The 13481-nt window shown below is 68.3% G+C and carries 12 protein-coding genes; 6 read left to right on the top strand and 6 right to left on the bottom strand.

The genetic code is table 11. The annotated features are described in order from the left end of the window. Positions 1–8 precede the first annotated feature (8 nt). The gene (locus FBY21_RS20675) at positions 9–422 is read left to right on the top strand and encodes a DUF3301 domain-containing protein (protein WP_107330294.1); all 414 of its coding nucleotides are present in this window, start codon (positions 9–11) and stop codon (positions 420–422) included. 10 nt (positions 423–432) lie between these two features. Here FBY21_RS20675 and FBY21_RS20670 read toward each other — a convergent pair whose 3' ends face one another. Both FBY21_RS20670 and FBY21_RS20665 read right to left on the bottom strand, forming a co-directional pair. Then, positions 433–804, bottom strand: coding sequence for a hypothetical protein (locus FBY21_RS20670; RefSeq protein WP_142013336.1), 372 nt, complete (start codon positions 802–804; stop codon positions 433–435). Beyond that, positions 801–1679: an alpha/beta fold hydrolase gene (locus FBY21_RS20665; RefSeq protein WP_142013333.1), complete on the bottom strand. Its 879-nt coding sequence runs from the start codon at positions 1677–1679 to the stop codon at positions 801–803. Before FBY21_RS20665 ends, FBY21_RS20670 begins: the two co-directional genes overlap by 4 nt. 237 nt (positions 1680–1916) lie before the next feature. Between FBY21_RS20665 and FBY21_RS20660 the strand changes: the two genes are divergently transcribed. The 3 genes from FBY21_RS20660 (at position 1917) to FBY21_RS20650 (ending at position 7950) form a co-directional block, all read left to right on the top strand. Further along, a complete protein-coding gene (locus FBY21_RS20660; protein WP_142016538.1) occupies positions 1917–3608 on the top strand; it encodes an ATP-binding protein in 1692 nt (563 codons plus the stop codon). Beyond that, positions 3605–4951 carry a sigma-54-dependent transcriptional regulator gene (locus FBY21_RS20655; protein ID WP_044409931.1) on the top strand — a complete coding sequence of 449 codons (1347 nt, stop codon included), beginning with the start codon at positions 3605–3607 and terminating at the stop codon, positions 4949–4951. Before FBY21_RS20660 ends, FBY21_RS20655 begins: the two co-directional genes overlap by 4 nt. A gap of 1691 nt (positions 4952–6642) precedes the next feature. Continuing rightward, positions 6643–7950 (top strand): MFS transporter, encoded by a 1308-nt coding sequence (locus FBY21_RS20650; protein WP_044409934.1) that lies wholly within the window; start codon positions 6643–6645, stop codon positions 7948–7950. A gap of 432 nt (positions 7951–8382) precedes the next feature. Here FBY21_RS20650 and FBY21_RS20645 read toward each other — a convergent pair whose 3' ends face one another. Beyond that, on the bottom strand, positions 8383–9351 hold the full coding sequence (locus FBY21_RS20645) for a CobW family GTP-binding protein (RefSeq protein WP_142013331.1): 969 nt from the start codon (positions 9349–9351) through the stop codon (positions 8383–8385). 224 nt (positions 9352–9575) lie between these two features. Here FBY21_RS20645 and FBY21_RS20640 point away from each other — a divergent pair, with 224 nt between their 5' ends. Next, positions 9576–9962 carry a hypothetical protein gene (locus tag FBY21_RS20640; protein ID WP_044409936.1) on the top strand — a complete coding sequence of 129 codons (387 nt, stop codon included), beginning with the start codon at positions 9576–9578 and terminating at the stop codon, positions 9960–9962. A 170-nt stretch (positions 9963–10132) separates the two neighbouring features. On the opposite strand, the gene FBY21_RS20635 is transcribed toward FBY21_RS20640, so the two are convergent. From FBY21_RS20635 to dksA, 3 genes are read right to left on the bottom strand one after another with little or no spacing between them, the layout of a single operon-like run. Then, complete coding sequence (locus tag FBY21_RS20635) at positions 10133–10777, bottom strand: DUF1826 domain-containing protein (protein ID WP_142013329.1); 645 nt, start codon at positions 10775–10777, stop codon at positions 10133–10135. Beyond that, a complete protein-coding gene (zigA, locus tag FBY21_RS20630; RefSeq protein ID WP_142013327.1) occupies positions 10777–11982 on the bottom strand; it encodes a zinc metallochaperone GTPase ZigA in 1206 nt (401 codons plus the stop codon). Before zigA ends, FBY21_RS20635 begins: the two co-directional genes overlap by 1 nt. Before the next feature lie 32 nt (positions 11983–12014). Next, positions 12015–12431: an RNA polymerase-binding protein DksA gene (gene dksA / locus FBY21_RS20625; RefSeq protein WP_074969760.1), complete on the bottom strand. Its 417-nt coding sequence runs from the start codon at positions 12429–12431 to the stop codon at positions 12015–12017. A gap of 75 nt (positions 12432–12506) precedes the next feature. Between dksA and folE2 the strand changes: the two genes are divergently transcribed. Next, positions 12507–13397: a GTP cyclohydrolase FolE2 gene (folE2, locus tag FBY21_RS20620; protein WP_074969762.1), complete on the top strand. Its 891-nt coding sequence runs from the start codon at positions 12507–12509 to the stop codon at positions 13395–13397. The last annotated feature ends 84 nt before the right edge of the window (positions 13398–13481 follow it).

Here is a 13481-nt window from a genome sequence, read left to right as displayed (position 1 = left end):
GAGTGATCATGATCAGTCTGGCCGATGTCTTCCTGTTCCTGCTGCTTGCCGCCGGCGCCGCCTGGCTCTGGCGCGGCCACGGTGTGCGCGAGCGCGCCCTGGTGCTGGTGAAACAACACTGCGCCCGTTTCGACGTGGACCTGCTGGACGGCAACGTCGCCCTGCAGCGCATGGCCATCGTCCGCGATGCCAAGGGCCACCGGCGCCTGGCGCGCATCTATGGCTTCGAATTCACCGTCACCGGCGAGCAGCGCCTGACCGGCACGGTGCAGATGTTCGGCAACCACCTGGGGCGCATCGAGATGGACCCGCACCCCTTCCAGGCCCCGCGCGAGCCGGAAGTCGTCGCCAGCAACGTCATCCAGCTGGACACCTGGCGCCGCAACCACCCGCGCCAGGACGAGCAGCGCCAGGTGGAATGACCCGCCGGGCTCAGCCCTCGCCGAGCCCCTCCAGCCTGTGGATAACCCCGTTCCAGTCCGCCCGTGTGGCGCCGGTCATGGCGCCGCGCAGCAGCCGGCAGCACAGGCGGAAGCCGAGCCGCACCCGCCGTGCCTGGTTATGCCGGCAGCGCTCGAACAGCCAGTCGGGATCGAACCCCTGCCACACCCCCGCCACGCTCCAGGCGTTGAGCCAGACGGCAGGCGCCACTTCCAGCGCGTAGATCGCCTCCAGCTCGGCCTGTGGATAACCGCTCTCGCGCAGGCAGCGCGCCAGCCGCAACAGGTCGCCCGCGTCCAGCTCGGTGTCCAGCCACAGCTCCGAAAGCGCCAGCCAGACCGCCTCGCGGCGCGGGTCGCTCACAGGCCGCGCCCGAGGAAGTCCGCCACCCGCTCGGCGGCGGCGTCCGGGTCTTCCTGCATGAAGCAGTGGCCGCCCTCCACTACCTGGGCGCTGACGTGGCCGTTGAGGGCACAGAGTCGCGCCACCGAACGGGCGACGAAGGGGTAGCTGGCCTCGCCGTGGAGGATCAGGGTCGGCGTGGCGATGCGTGCCAGCGACGGCCAGAGGCGTTTCGGGCAGGAGCTGAACACCTCCGCCTCGCGGCTGGGGCGGCACTTCAGTTCGACACCGCCCTCCACCGCCTTGATCGCATGGTCCACGTAGGCCGCCAGGGCATCGTCGCGCCAGCCACGGAAGATGCCGCGCCCCTGCAGCGCCTTGAAAGCCGCCTCGCGATCACTCCACTGGTGGCGTCGGGCCCGGGCGCGCTTGGCCAGGGTGGTGCGGCGGTGCAGGCCGAGCACCTCGCTGAAGGCCATCACCCCGATCATCGCCGGGGTGAAGATCACCGGGTCCAGCAGCACCGCACGCTGGAACAACGCGGGATGGCGGGCCAGCACCAGGCTGGTGAGCACGCCGCCGAAGCTGTGCCCCAGGGCCAGGCGCGGCACCTCGCCGAAGCGCCCGCGACCAGCCTCGAACGCCTCCACGGCCAGCTCCGCGTTGCGGTTCCAGCCCAGGAAGCGCCCCCCGTGATCGCTCTCGCCGTGGCCCTGCAGGTCGCACAGCCAGAGGTCGAAGTGTGCCTCCAGGCGCGCCAGCATCGGCGCATAGGCGCGGGTGCAGAAACCGTTGCCGTGCAGGAAGTGCAGCAGCGGCCGGCCGCTGGGCGGACTGTGCCAGCCACGCAGGGTGAAACCGGCGGACGTGGAATGGGACCAGGCGATCAACGACATGGGACAGGCTCGCAACGGGAAGCGCGCAGTGTATCGCCGGATGCCGCCCACCGGCAGCCTGTGGATACCCGTGCCGACCCGCCGGCTCCGGGCTCCAGGGGTTATCCACAGGCCGCCGCCGCCCCGCTCGTGCTATCGTCGCAGCCCCTCTGCACCACCCCGGACCCGCCCGTGCCCAGCCTGCCCCCGCGCATCGTCCCGCTGACCCTGCTGTTCGTCATCGGCCTGCTGCTGTCGATGCACCAGGCCGGGCGCCAGGCCGAGTACGCCGCACTGCGCGAGGAAGGCCTCCAGGCCGGCGCCCAGCTCGGGCTCTACCGCAGCGCCCTGAGCACCCTGATCGAGCGCTACCGCGCCCTGCCCGCCGTGCTGGCCCTGGACCCGGAGCTGCGCCAGGCGCTGCAGGCACCGCTGACCGACGACCTGCAACGGCAGCTCAACCTCAAGCTGGAACGCATCAACGGTGCCGCCCACTCCTCCACCCTGGAGCTGATGCGCGAAGACGGCCTGGCCATCGCCGCCAGCAACTGGCGCCTGCCCACCAGCTACGTCGGCCACAACTACGGTTTCCGCCCCTACTTCCTGGAAACCCGCACCCAGGGCACCGGACGCTTCTACGCCGTGGGCGTGGTCAGCGGCATCCCCGGCTACTTCCTCTCCCATGCCATCCACGACGATGCCGGGCGCTTCCTCGGCGCCATCGTGGTCAAGCTGGAGTTCCCCGAGCTGGAGCAGCAGTGGCGCGAACGCCCCGACGTGATCCTGGTGAGCGACGCCAAGGGCATCGTCTTCATCGCCAACCAGCCGGACTGGCGCTACCGCGAGCTGGCGCCGCTGGACGCAGGGCAGCGTGCCGAGCTGGCCGCCACCCGGCAGTACGACAAGAAGCCCCTGGTGCCCCTGGAGCACCAGACCCGCGAGGACTTCGGCGAGGGCAGCCGCCTGGTGCGGGTCAACGGCCCGGACGGCGAACAGGACTACCTCTGGGAATCCGAGGCGCTGCCCAGCGAGGGCTGGACCCTGCACCTGCTGCACCGCCCCCAGGGCGCCGCCAGCAGCGCCCGCACCGCCAGCCTGGCCGCCGGCGGGGTGTGGGCGGCGCTGTTCTTCCTCGGCCTGTTCCTGCAGCAGCGCTGGCGCCTGGCGCGCCTGCGCCAGCAGAGCCGCGAGGAGCTGGAGCGCCTGGTGGAGCAGCGCACCGCCGACCTGCGCACCGCCCAGGACGGCCTGGTGCAGGCCGCCAAGCTGGCCGCCCTGGGGCAGATGTCGGCCGCCCTCGCCCACGAGATCAACCAGCCGCTGACCGCCCTGCACATGCACCTGGGCAGCCTGCGCCTGATGCTGGACAACGGCCAGCTGGAGCCGGCGCGCAAGGCCCTCGACCGCCTCGACGAGCTGCTGCGGCGCATGGCCGCCCTCACCGGCCACCTGAAGACCTACGCCCGCCGCACCCCCGGCGGCCTGCGGGAAACCCTGGAACTCGGCGACGTGGTGGGCAAGGCCCTGCAACTGCTCGCCCCGCGCCTGCGCGACAGCGACGCCCACATCGTCCAGCGCCTGGAACAGCCGGCCTGGGTCCAGGGCGACGCCATCCGCCTGGAGCAGGTGCTGGTCAACCTGCTGCGCAACGCCCTGGATGCCGTCGACGGCCAGGCTTCGCCAAAGGTGGAGATCAGCCTGCGACGCGACGGCGAGCACTGGTGCCTGGAGGTCGCCGACAACGGCGGCGGCATCCCCGCCGAGGTCCTGCCCCAGGTCTTCGATCCCTTCTTCACCACCAAACCGGTGGGCGACGGCCTGGGCCTCGGCCTGGCCGTGTCCTACGCCATCGTCCATGAACTGGGCGGGCGCCTGTCTGCGGAAAACCGTGGCCCCGGCGCGGTGTTCCGCCTCAGCCTGCCGGCCAGCCCCCCCGAGGAGCGAGCATGACCTCCCCCCACGTGATCTTCGTCGACGACGAAGCCGCCATCCGCGAAGCCGTGCGCGAATGGCTGGAACTCTCCGGCTTCGCCGTGCGCCTGTGCGCCAGCGCCGCCGAGTGCCTGCACGCCCTGGAACCGGACTTCCCCGGCGTGGTGGTCAGCGACCTGCGCATGCCGGGCATGGACGGCCTGGCCCTGCTGGAGGCGGTCCAGGCCCGCGACCGCGACCTGCCCTTCCTGCTGGTGACCGGCCACGGCGACGTGCCCCAGGCGGTGGAGGCCATGCGCCTGGGCGCCTATGACTTCATCGAGAAGCCCTTCACCCCCGAGCGCCTGCTGGGCAGCCTCAAGCGCGCGCTGGAGAAGCGCCGCCTGCAGCAGGAGAACCGCCGCCTGCGCCAGCAGGCGGACAGCCGCGCGCAACTGGACGGCCGCCTGCTGGGCATCTCCCGGCCCATCCTGCACCTGCGCAAACAGGTGCTGGACCTCGCGCAGACCCCGGTGAACGTCCTGCTGCGGGGCGACACCGGCAGCGGCAAGGAACTCGTCGCGCGCTGCCTGCACGACTTCGGCCCGCGCGCGGAACGGCCCTTCGTCGCCCTCAACTGCGCCGCCATCCCCGAGAACCTCTTCGAGAGCGAGCTGTTCGGCCATGAAAGCGGCGCCTTCACCGGCGCCCAGGGCAAGCGCATCGGCAAGCTGGAGCACGCCAACGGCGGCACCCTGTTCCTCGACGAGATCGAGAGCATGCCCCTGGCCCAGCAGGTGAAGCTGCTGCGGGTCCTGCAGGAGCAGCAACTGGAGCGCCTGGGCTCCAACCAGAGCATCCGCATCGACGTGCGGGTGGTGGCCGCCACCAAGCCGGACCTGCGCGACGAAGTACGCGCCGGGCGCTTCCGCGAGGACCTGCTCTACCGCCTGAACGTCGCCGAGCTGCAACTGCCGCCGCTGCGGGACCGCCGCGAGGACATCCCCCTGCTGTTCGAACACTTCGCCGCCCTGGCCGGCGAACGCCTGCAGCGCCCGGTGCCGAACCTCACCCCGGCCGAGCTGGCGCACCTGCTGGCCCACGACTGGCCCGGCAACGTGCGCGAGCTGGGCAACGCCGCCGAGCGCCACGTGCTGGGGCTGGCCGCGCCGCTGGACGCCCCCCGCGAGGACAGCGCGCCGTCCCTGGCCGAGCTGATGGAAGCCTACGAGGCGCAATGCCTGCGCCAGGCCCTGGCCCGCAGCAAGGGCGACATCAAGGCGGTGATGGCGCTGCTGCAACTGCCGCGACGCACCCTCAACGAGAAGATGCAACGCCACGGCCTGGCCCGTGGCGACTTCCTCCCCGGCGAAGACGACTGAGCCATCCACAGGGCCTTCCGGCCCTGTGATCATAAATCCACCTGAACGCCAAAGGCCCCGTCAATCGGGGCCTTCAGCACTGTGGACACAGCTTTTCAACAGGTTGATACACGCTATCTGGGGAAAGCTCCCAGGCGGGGCTTTTCCACACCCCGCACCCCCTTCACTCCGCAAAATCCCTTGTATGGCGGGGCCTTGCGAAAACATGATCAGTAAATGCACAGTTTGCTCCGTGCCGCACCCGACACGGCCTGTGTACAACTGAAAACAGTTTATCCACAGATTTTTCCCCTTTAAGCGGGGACAATTGTGGACAGTACCGCCAGTGCGTCGCTCGCTGTGTGCATCCAATCGTCCTCGCACCCCTGGTCAATACGCGATCAGATCGATGAAAGCCTTATGAATAAAGGCCTGCAAGCGATTGAGCACAGCTTATCAACAGGCTGTTCCACCTGATCTGGGGACTGTTGATAGCGTGATGAACAGGCAAACACCACCGCTGCTTGCGGTGCGCCCGGGCCATCGCTCAGAATTCGTACAAACCCTTGGAGGCCTTGCAATCCCTGGCCTTCAGAGAGGTACAGACAGCTTGTACACAGGCCCTTCCACCGTTATTGGGGACGGTGTGGATAGCAGGGAGAACGCCCCTTCTGACAGGCCGACTGCCGCTCCGGCCCGGCCTGTCCGGCACACGCCAGATGCCTGCACCGTCCGGCCAGCAAGGGCTCAATTAATGATCAATCGGCTGAACAGCCCGCCAACAGTGGGTAACAGGCAGGTGCGTACAGTTTTTCCACAGGGTCTTCCCCGGATACTGGGGGCAATGTGGACAGCAAGGCCACCGGCGCAGGCCTTTTCCACACGACTGGAGTGCCCGCGCATCGATCAAAAAACGATCTAAACGCCAGAAGCCCCGCCAAATCAGGCCTCCGACGGTCTGGCTACAGCTTGTCCACAGGCTCATCCCCGGCGTTTGGGGACAGGTGTGGATCATGCAGCGGTTTTGTCCACAGTTCACAGCCGCGGAGAACCGGTGCATGGCAGGGCCCAGCTACTGATCAGAAACTGTACGAACGTATGAAAGGCCCATTGATACTGGGCTTTTTCGATCTATCCACAGCTTGGGCACAGTACCGTCCACGGGAATTGGGGACGATACCCAACAGGCCGTATCCGCTCACTTATCCCGTTGGACATTAAGTGATCAACCCTCCACAGGCAGCGTACAGCCTGGCCTCTGGCGGGGTGGCTACAGCTTTTCCACAGGCTCATCCACGCTATTTGAGGACAGTCGCCCACAGGGCGGAAGCCCATCCACAGGCCCTGCCCTGTTCAAATCCTGATCGAATGCCTGAAAGCCACGGATGACGGGGCACACGGGAAGCTGCCCACAGCTTGTCCACGCTGTGCTCCACCGGAATCGGGGATGAACACCTGCCCCTGGCACTTTCCATGTGCGGCGCGGTGCCCGGAAGCCATGCCGAAGGCATGCGCACGCCAGCACCGGGCACTCGGCAAGAACCCGCTCATTGCCCGTTCCGGCATCGGCGGGATTCCGCGCAGCGATGCCCCTCCATCGAGCCGAACCCCAGCAACGGCGCGGTCTCCGGCCCCTGGCACAGGTCCTGCTATGGCGCCTGTCCAAGCCCGGCCAGTCCGTGCACACAACAACAACGACTCGAGGAACCACGATGGAAAGCTCCAGCACCCTGACTGCCTCAGCAGCAACCCGCACCACATCCCAGCGCATCAAGTCGATCTTCAGCGGCTCGGTGGGCAACCTGGTGGAGTGGTACGACTGGTACGTCTACGCCGCCTTCTCGCTGTACTTCGCCAAGGCCTTCTTCCCCCAGGGCGACCTGACCGCCCAGCTGCTGAACACCGCCGCGATCTTCGCCGTGGGCTTCCTGATGCGCCCCATCGGCGGCTGGCTGATGGGCATCTACGCCGACCGCAAGGGCCGCAAGGCTGCCCTGCTGGCCTCGGTGCTGCTGATGTGCTTCGGCTCGCTGATCATCGCCCTGACCCCCAGCTACGAGAGCATCGGCATCGCCGCGCCCATCCTGCTGGTGATCGCCCGCCTGCTGCAGGGCCTCTCGGTGGGCGGTGAATACGGCACCTCCGCCACCTACCTGTCGGAGATGGCCACCAAGGAACAGCGCGGCTTCTACTCCAGCTTCCAGTACGTGACGCTGATCTCCGGCCAGCTCATCGCCCTGGCGGTGCTGATCGTGCTGCAGCAGACCCTGACCACCGAGCAGCTGGACAGCTGGGGCTGGCGCGTACCCTTCTTCATCGGCGCGGCCTGCGCCGTGGTGGCGATGTTCCTGCGTCGCGGCATGGAGGAGACCGACTCCTTCACCCAGAAGAAGGACAAGCCCAAGGAAAGCCTGCTGCGCACCCTGATGCGCCACCCCAAGGAAGTGCTGACCGTGGTCGGCCTGACCATGGGCGGGACCCTGGCCTTCTACACCTACACCACCTACATGCAGAAGTACCTGGTCAACACCGTGGGCATGAGCAAGGACGACTCGACCATGATCTCGGCCGCCACGCTGTTCCTGTTCATGCTGCTGCAGCCCATCGTCGGCGCGCTCTCGGACAAGATCGGCCGGCGCCCGATCCTGATCGCCTTCGGCGTGCTGGGCACCCTGTTCACCTACCCGATCCTCAGCACCCTGCACACCATCGAGACCTGGTGGGGCGCGTTCTTCCTGATCATGGCGGCGCTGGTGATCGTCAGCGGCTACACCTCGATCAACGCCGTGGTGAAGGCCGAGCTGTTCCCCACCGAGATCCGCGCCCTGGGCGTGGGCCTGCCCTACGCGCTGACCGTGTCCATCTTCGGCGGCACCGCCGAGTACATCGCGCTGTGGTTCAAGAGCATCGGCATGGAGAGCGGCTTCTACTGGTACGTGACCGCCTGCATCGCCTGCTCGCTGATGGTGTACCTGTTCATGAAGGACACCCGCACCCACTCGCGCATGAACGACGACTGATTCCCTTGGGCCGCCCTGGCCCTGGCTGCGGTTTGCCGTAGCCGTTTTATTCCGCAGACGGGCCCGCAAGGGCCCGTTTTCGTTTCTGCACGCCTCGCGCTCTACGTCCGGGCGCACATAGAACCAGTGCTTGGCTTGAGAGGTTGGGCGGGGACAGTGCCCCTTCAGGAGGCCGAGCGGAATCGTCGTGGAAGGGGTTGAGCGACATGGATGTCGCGAGAGCGCTGCCGGGCCAGGGATGGCCCGTCAGCGCGTGCCCCTGGAACGACGATGTAGCGAGGGGACCCGACGTAGTCGGGCCGTATGCAGGGGCAAGCCTTTTTGGCTCCTTTTGGGGCGACTGCCAAAAGGGGCTCGCCCGGGAGGGCGAAACAGAAAACACCAGCAGAACTCGATAATCAGCCTAACTCCCTCTCAAGTGCTGGAGAGGCATCACTCCCGCAACCGACAGGCCTCCAGCCCCGCCGAGAGGGCGGCCTCCTCCTGCGGCTCGCTGAAGATCAGCTCCAGCCGCGAATCCCGCCGCCACTCACTGGGGCGCCAGTGCAGCGGGGCGCCGTCCAGGACGTTGGCCGAGACCCAGCCTTGCGCGCTGTGGATAACCAGCTTGGCGCGGCGCCAGTCCAGGCCCTGGAGCCAGGCGGCCAGGTGCTCCGGGTCGAAGCGCTGGGACGGGTGCCAGCGCCAGCCGATGCTCCAGCCGTCCCCCTGACCGCCGGCCTGGCATACGGGCCGGGTGGGGTCTGTCCACAGGGTCGGCAAAGACGGCGGGGCACTGGGCAGCGCGAGGTTATCCACAGCCGCGCCGGCGCGCGCCGCCAGGCCGGGCAGGCGTTCCAGCGGAAGCTGGCCCTGTTCGGTCCAACACTGGGGCACCGCCGGCAGGGCCTGGGCGATACGCTGTCGAACGTCGGCTTGCAGGCCCTCGGCCTTGTTCAGCACCAGCAGCCCGGCATCTTCCAGTGCCGCCTGCTGGCTGGCGGGCAGCGGCTCGCCACGGGCCAGGGCCTGGGCATCCAGCACCACCAGGGTGGGCTGCAGGGCCAACACCACGGTCCAGGGCGCCGCAACGAGCTGCCGACGCAACTCCGCCGGGTGGCCCAGCCCGGACGGTTCGATGAACAGCCGGTCCGGCCGCGCCTTGCGCAACAGGCGCCCGAGCCCGACCTGGAAGGGCGCGCCGTTGACGCAGCAGAGGCAGCCGCCGGCCACCTCGGCCAGGCTGATACCGTCCTCGCCGGTTTCCAGCAGCGCGGCATCCAGGCCGACCTGGCCGAATTCGTTGATAAGCACCGCCCAGCGTTCGCCCACGGGGCGTTGGGCCAGCAGGTGGCGGATCAGGCTGGTCTTGCCGGCACCGAGAGGGCCGGCCACCAGGTGGGTGGGGATGTGGGTCAGCATGGGTGCCATGGTGCGGTGTCACAGTCTATGAATAACAGGACGCCTTTAAAAACGTAGGCGAGGCCGTCAGCGCAAGGCAAAAACAGGCGAAAAGCGCAGTTTACGCGCGGTAAATGAGCATATTGAGCCTGTTTTTAACGCTGCGATGACAACGCAGGTAGTTTTTAGAGGTGTCCTGAAGGCGTGATAGAGTCGCGCATCTCAACGATCCCGGTCGGTGCTTCATGCGTGTGTTCCTGCTGCCCCTGCTGCTGCTCGCCTCGTCCCAGGCCCTGGCGGAAGCCTGCATTGTCCACAGCCAGAGCGACCGGCTGGACGTGAAGGTCTGCCAGGCCAACCGCAGCATTCCCTCCCAGTTGTTCCGCGACGGCTTCTGCAAGCCGGAGATGCCGGGCCAAAAGGTGGAGGTGAGCTACGCCGAGCAGTGCCCCGAAGGGGCCTTCGGCGTCTGCCGCAACAGTCAGGTCAGCAACATCGCCTACCGCCAGGACCTCTACTACTACGGCGTCGCCAGCGACGCGCGCTACCTCAAGCCGTTCTGCGAGGGCCAGGGCAAAGGCACCTGGGAAAGCCCGTCGTCATCAGCCGGTAACAGCCAGGCGGTGAAATAGCCCCGGGTACCTCGCCCATGCCGGCTCAGCCGGCAGGGCCTCGGTGATGCAGGGCCACCTTCGGGTGGCCCTTTTTTTGACCTGTGGATAAGCACCGGCAGGCCCGCCGCCCCAGCCCGTAGGATGGGGTGAGCGGTGCGAACCCCATCGAGCACAACCACACCTGCCGCTCAGGCCAGCCAATCCAGCGTCAGCAGCAGCCGCGCCTCGCCCGGAAGGACGTCCGGCGACCTGTGGATAACCCCTCGCCCCTCGTTACCCAGCCACTTCTCGCCCTTGAACAACGCCACATGGCCGGCCGCCAGGGTCTGCCCGGCGGGTACGGCCGCGGGCTCGGCGGCGGGGTCGCCCAGGCGGCTGCGGGGCATCTGGCCTTCCTGCAGCCAGTGGCTGCCGGCACCGGCGTAGGTGGTGATCAGCCGCAGGGGCACGTGGTCGACGTGGTAGCGCGGGCACATGGCGCGGTCCAGGCGCCGCAGGCGCAGGCCGATGCGCCGGGCATCCAGCAGGCAGGCGAAGGCGCGCACCAGCCAGGCCACGTCGGCGAGGAAGCCGGCATGGCCGTCGATGTCGGCGAAGCGCCGGGCCAGGTTGCTCAGGTCGAGGGGCGCCTCCGGGTCCGGCAGTTCCAGGGTCAGGGACTCGCTCAAGGGTTCCCCGAGCCCCAGCAGGCAGCGGGCGTAGTCGCTGATGTGCAGGGGCAGCTGGCGCTCCCAGACGGCGAGGTTGACCTCGTCCCGCAGGGCTTCGCCCAGCACCGCCGGGTTGTCGCCGATGGCCGCCCGGGGCGGCGGGGGCAGGGCCAGGGCTTCCATCACGCCGCCTCCCCGACCAGGCCGCCGAAGGGATCGGGCAGGCGCGACCAGCCTTCGACGCCCTGGGCCATCTCGGCATCGTCCAGCAGGCAGTCGTCCAGCTCGGCATGCAGGCGCTCGAAGTCGATGCCCTGGCCGATGAACACCAGTTCCTGGCGGCAGTCGCCCACCTGCGGATCCCAGTGCTTGAAGATCGCTTCCAGCCCTTCTTCGTCCTGGGGCCACTGCTCGCGCGGGATGAAGCGCCACCAGCGCCCGGCATGGCCGTAGCGCATCAGGCCGCCGGCCTGGGACCAACTGCCGGCCTCGCGCCAGGCGCTGGCCAGCCAGAAGAAGCCCTTGGAGCGCAGCAGGCGGCCGTTGCGCCATTCGCGGTTGAGGAAGGCGTGGAAGCGCTCGGGGTGGAACGGCCGCCGCGCCCGGTAGGCGCTGGAGGCGATGCCGTAGGCTTCGGTCTCCGGCTGGTGTTCGCCGCGCAGCTCCTTGAGCCAGCCCGGCGCGCGGGCGGCCCGCTCGAAGTCGAAGCGGCCGGTGTTGAGCACCTTGTCCAGCGGCACGCGGCCCATGCTCATGGGCAGGATCTCCGCCTCGGTGTTGAGCCGCTGGAGGATGGCGGTCAGCTCCTCGCGCTCGGCCTGGCTGATGAGGTCGATCTTGCTGATGAGGATGACGTCGGCGAACTCCACCTGGTCGATCAGCAGGTCGGTGATGGCGCGCTCGTCGTCCTCCCCCAGGGTTTCGCCACGGCTGGCCAGGCTCTCGGCCTGGTGGAAGTCGCGCAGGAAGTTCACCCCGTCCACCACGGTGACCAGGGTGTCGAGGCGGGCGACGTCGGACAGGCCGCGCCCGTCCTCGTCGAGGAAGGTGAAGGTCTCGGCCACCGGCAAGGGTTCGGAGATGCCGGTGGACTCGATCAGCAGGTAGTCGAAGCGGCCTTCGCGGGCCAGCCGGCCGACCTCTTCCAGCAGGTCCTCGCGCAGGGTGCAGCAGATGCAGCCGTTGCTCATCTCCACCAGGCGCTCTTCGCCCCGGTTGAGGCTGACGTCGCGCTGGACCTCGCTGCCGTCGATGTTGATCTCGCTCATGTCGTTGACGATCACGGCGACCCGCAGGTGCTCGCGGTTCTTCAGGATCTGGTTGAGCAGGGTGCTCTTGCCGGCTCCCAGGAAGCCGGACAGCACGGTGACGGGAAGACGCTCTTGCATGGCGGAATCCTCTTCAGGGCACGGTTATGAGTTCAGGCGTCGCGCAGGTGCCGTTCGCGACGCTCTTCGCGCTCCTTGGCCTCGATGCACAGCTCGGCGGTGGGCCGCAGCAGCAGGCGGCGCAGGCCGATCGGCTCGCCGGTCTCCCGGCACCAGCCGTACTCGCCACGGGCGAGGCGGTCCAGGGCGCTGTCGATCTTGTCCAGCAGCTTCTTTTCCCGTTCCAGGCGGCGCAGTTGCCACTGGCGCTGCTCTTCGCGGGCGGCCACGTCGACCTCGTCGCTGGCGGGCTCGATCTCCCGCAGCTCGTTCATCTCGTTGTCGATGCGCGTACGCAGGTCGTCCCGCTGGGCCTCCAGCAGGCGCTGGAAGAAGGCTTGCTGGGCGTCGTCCATGTACTGCTCGTCCGGTTGGCTGAGCAGGTCGTCTTCGCTGGTGATGAGGTGCATGGCTTCGGCAAGGGTGGCTTGATTTTCAAGTGTTATAACATAACATATCGAATTCCCCGCAAGCCGAGCCCGACGATGAACGACCTCTCCCTGCCCGACGTGGCCAGCCAGACCCAGGCCACCCTCGCCCCGCTGGACCGCGTCGGCATGGCCGGCATCCGCTTGCCGTTGCAGGTGGCCGGGCAAGCCGTGCAGGCGCGGGTGGAAGCCAGCGTCAGCCTCGACACCCCAGGCGTACGCGGCATCCACATGTCGCGGCTGTACCTGGCGCTGGAGGCCCTGGCCGGCGAGGAGCTGACCCTCACCGCCCTGCAGGCGCTGCTGCAGCACTTCCTCGACAGCCACCAGGGCCTGTCCCTCTCGGCACACCTGCGGGTGGCCGGTGAGCTGCTGCTCAAGCGTCCGGCGCTGGTCAGCCCGCTGTCGGGGCACAAGGCCTACCCCTTCGAAATCGCGCTGAGCCTGGATCCACGGGGGTTTCACGTGGAACTCATGCTGGAACTGGGCTACTCCTCCACCTGCCCGTGCTCGGCGGCGCTGTCACGGCAGATGACCCAGCGTGCCTTCAGCGAACGCTTCGCCGGGCAGGCACCCACCTGGGAAGCCCTGCATGAATGGCTGGGCAGCGAAGCGGCCATGCCCGCCACGCCCCACAGCCAGCGCAGCAAGGCGCGGCTGTGGCTGCGCCCGGCGGACCCGCTTCAGGCGCCGGACTGGATCGAGCTGGTGGACCGCTGCGAAGCCGCCCTGGGCACGGCGCTGCAGACTGCCGTGAAGCGCGCCGACGAGCAGGCCTTTGCGCTGGCCAATGGCCACAACCTGATGTTCTGCGAGGACGCCGCGCGGCGCCTGGCCGAGCCCCTGCGGGCGCTGCCGGACCTGGCTGCATTCAAGGTGCGTGTGGAGCACGAGGAGAGCCTGCACGCCCACGACGCCGTGGCGGAAATCCACTGGCTCTGGACCTGAGCCCCCTTCCCCGCCCGGCCCCCTCCAACTGCCCTTCCCGCTCCCAGGCCGTGGCATTGCGCCCGGCCTGAGGCCCCCGGCTGC

The organism is Pseudomonas sp. SLBN-26 (assembly GCF_006715895.1).
Lineage (GTDB): Bacteria > Pseudomonadota > Gammaproteobacteria > Pseudomonadales > Pseudomonadaceae > Metapseudomonas > Metapseudomonas otitidis.
The sequence above is the reverse complement of the archived record's forward strand: the minus strand, read 5'-3'. Positions and strand labels throughout refer to the sequence as shown.

What these genes read in the sequence shown, in the direction of transcription:
- FBY21_RS20675 (WP_107330294.1), top strand. Translation starts at nt 9, where the DNA reads ATGATCAGTCTGGCCGATGTCTTCCTGTTCCTGCTGCTTGCCGCCGGC.
- FBY21_RS20665 (WP_142013333.1), bottom strand. Translation starts at nt 1,679, where the DNA reads ATGTCGTTGATCGCCTGGTCCCATTCCACGTCCGCCGGTTTCACCCTG.
- FBY21_RS20660 (WP_142016538.1), top strand. Translation starts at nt 1,917, where the DNA reads ATGCACCAGGCCGGGCGCCAGGCCGAGTACGCCGCACTGCGCGAGGAA.
- FBY21_RS20655 (WP_044409931.1), top strand. Translation starts at nt 3,605, where the DNA reads ATGACCTCCCCCCACGTGATCTTCGTCGACGACGAAGCCGCCATCCGC.
- FBY21_RS20650 (WP_044409934.1), top strand. Translation starts at nt 6,643, where the DNA reads ATGGAAAGCTCCAGCACCCTGACTGCCTCAGCAGCAACCCGCACCACA.
- FBY21_RS20645 (WP_142013331.1), bottom strand. Translation starts at nt 9,351, where the DNA reads ATGCTGACCCACATCCCCACCCACCTGGTGGCCGGCCCTCTCGGTGCC.
- FBY21_RS20640 (WP_044409936.1), top strand. Translation starts at nt 9,576, where the DNA reads ATGCGTGTGTTCCTGCTGCCCCTGCTGCTGCTCGCCTCGTCCCAGGCC.
- FBY21_RS20635 (WP_142013329.1), bottom strand. Translation starts at nt 10,777, where the DNA reads ATGGAAGCCCTGGCCCTGCCCCCGCCGCCCCGGGCGGCCATCGGCGAC.
- zigA (WP_142013327.1), bottom strand. Translation starts at nt 11,982, where the DNA reads ATGCAAGAGCGTCTTCCCGTCACCGTGCTGTCCGGCTTCCTGGGAGCC.
- dksA (WP_074969760.1), bottom strand. Translation starts at nt 12,431, where the DNA reads ATGCACCTCATCACCAGCGAAGACGACCTGCTCAGCCAACCGGACGAG.
- folE2 (WP_074969762.1), top strand. Translation starts at nt 12,507, where the DNA reads ATGAACGACCTCTCCCTGCCCGACGTGGCCAGCCAGACCCAGGCCACC.